We start from the raw sequence: 2,295 nt of genomic DNA, 5'->3' as shown, positions 1-2,295 counted from the left end.
CTGCGCCTCGGGCGTCGAGCGCGGCCTGGGGGCCGGTGCGGCGTCCGTCCGCGGCGCCGCGGGGCGCGGCATCCGTCGACTGCTCGAGACGGCGAGGAGCACGATGCCCGACGCCAGCACGGCGAGCCCGAGCACGGCGGTCGCCGGCAGTCGCTCCTGGAGCAGGAGCACCCCGAGCAGCGTCGCCGTGAGCGGCTCGGCGAGCGTCAGGGTCGAGACCGTCGCGGGGGTGAGTCCCTTCAGGCCGGCGCCGAAGAGCAGGTAGGCGACCGTGGTCGTCACGAGTCCGAGCCAGAGCGCCATCGCCAGGCCCGGTGCCGTCGCGAGCCAGCCGGTGTCGGTCGCGAGCAGCACGGGCAGGCTGAGCGCCGCGGCGACGCCGAACATGGCGCCCATGCTCGCCGACGGGGCCCAGCCGCGGTCGAGCAGCGACTTGCCGGCGAGCGTGTAGACGGCGTACGAGGCCCCTGCGGCGACCGATGCCGCGATCCCCAGCGGGTCCACCGCACTCGGCCCGGAGCCGCTCGCCGAGGCGAGCACCGTGACGCCGACGGTCGCGAGCGCGGTCGCCACGACCCATGTGCCGCCCGGGAAGCGACGCCGCAGCACCCAGTCGAGCACGCCCGTGAGGACCGGCGCCGATCCGAGGGCGACGACCGTTCCGACCGCCACGCCGTTCGCCGCCGTTCCGGCGAAGAACGCGGGCTGGTAGGCGAGCACGCCGCCTGCTCCGACCACGACGGCCACCCAGGCGGGCCACCGCGGTGGGCGGACGCCGGACGTCGGGGCGACGGATGTCCCGGTCGCGCCGCGCCGACGCCCGGCGACGTGGAGGGCGAGCGCCATCGCGGCCAGGGCGCCACCGCCGATCAGGATGCGCGCGGCGCCGACGGAGACCGGATCGGCATCGGGCCCCAGCGCCTGAGCGGTGCCCGTCGTGCCGAAGCACACGGCCGCGGCGAGGACGAGCAGGACGGAGCGCATGCGGAGATTGTTACACAATCGGGCGAGCGCGGGAAGTCCCGACATCGCGACGGCCGGCGGGGTCGCCGCGCCCGATAGGATTCCGGGGGTCGCCTCGCCGCGGCATCCGTCACGTCATCGCCGAGGGGGCGCGCGACCCGGCGCACGGTGCCTCGTGGCCGGCGGCCGGCCACCACCCGGAGGAGGACCTGTGCGCGCCGTCATGTACCGCGGATTCGGCGACGAACCCGAACTCGTCGAGGTCGAGCGTCCCGCCTGTCCGCCGCGCGGCGCCGTCGTGCGCGTTCGCGCGACGGGGCTCTGCCGCAGCGACTGGCACGGGTGGATGGGCCACGACGCCGGCATCGCACTGCCGCACGTGCCGGGCCACGAGTTCGCCGGCGAGATCGCCGAGCTCGGTTCCGAGGTGCCCGACGACTCCGGCTGGGCCATCGGCGACAGGGTCACCGCGCCCTTCATCTGCGCGTGCGGTCGGTGCGCCGAATGCCTGGCCGGCAACGAGCAGGTCTGCGACGCCCAGCGCCAGCCCGGCTTCACGCACTGGGGATCGTTCGCCGACTACGTCGTCGTCGACGAGGCCGCACTCAACCTCATCCGCCTGCCGGACACGCTCGGGTTCGTCGAGGCCGCCTCCCTCGGGTGCCGCTTCGCGACCGCGTACCGTGCGATCATCACCCGCGGCCGCCTGCACCCCGGGGAGCAGGTCGCCGTGCACGGCTGCGGCGGCGTGGGACTCTCCGCGATCATGATCGCCGTCGCGGCCGGGGTCCCCGTCTACGGGGTGGACGTCTCCGACGCCGCGCTCGCCGCAGCCGCCGACCTCGGCGCGACCCCGATCCGTGGCGGCCAGGGCGCCGCGGACCGGGTGCGCGAGGCGAGCGACGGCGGGGTCGACCTCTCGGTGGACGCGTTCGGCAGTCCGGAGACGTCGTTCGCGTCGGTGCGGAGCCTCCGGAAGCGGGGCCGGCACGTGCAGATCGGCCTCATGCTCGCCGAGGACGCCACGGCGGCGATGCCCATGGACGCGGTCATCGACGGCGAGCTCGAGATCCTCGGCAGCCACGGCATGGCGGCCCACGAGTACCCCGACATGCTCGGCGCCGTCGCGTCCGAGGCGTTCCGGCCGATCGAACTCGTCGGCCGCACCATCGCGCTCGACGCCGTGCCCGACGCGCTGGCGGCCATGGGCCGCGCCGGCGGAGCCGGTTCAGGCATGACGGTGGTCGAGCTGTAGCCGACCGCTCCGATCAGGCGACGTCCGGCAGCGGCGCCCGTCGCGGCTGCCGCGTGGGCGCCGTCGGGACCCTCGTC

The 2,295-nt window shown here is 75.6% G+C and carries 2 protein-coding genes; one reads left to right on the top strand and one right to left on the bottom strand.

All coding sequences use genetic code 11. The features are described 5' to 3' along the window. Positions 1–984, bottom strand: a 984-nt coding sequence (locus ESO86_RS15670; protein WP_129235797.1) for a DMT family transporter, incomplete at its 3' end; no start/stop codon positions are given. 190 nt (positions 985–1,174) lie between these two features. On the opposite strand from ESO86_RS15670, the gene ESO86_RS15665 reads away from it, so the two are divergent. Further along, positions 1,175–2,218, top strand: coding sequence for an alcohol dehydrogenase catalytic domain-containing protein (locus tag ESO86_RS15665; RefSeq protein ID WP_129235796.1), 1,044 nt, complete (start codon positions 1,175–1,177; stop codon positions 2,216–2,218). Positions 2,219–2,295 lie beyond the last annotated feature (77 nt).

It is taken from the genome of Agromyces binzhouensis, assembly GCF_004135055.1.
GTDB classification, from domain to species: Bacteria; Actinomycetota; Actinomycetes; order Actinomycetales; family Microbacteriaceae; genus Agromyces; species Agromyces binzhouensis.
The sequence above is the reverse complement of the archived record's forward strand: the minus strand, read 5'-3'. Positions and strand labels throughout refer to the sequence as shown.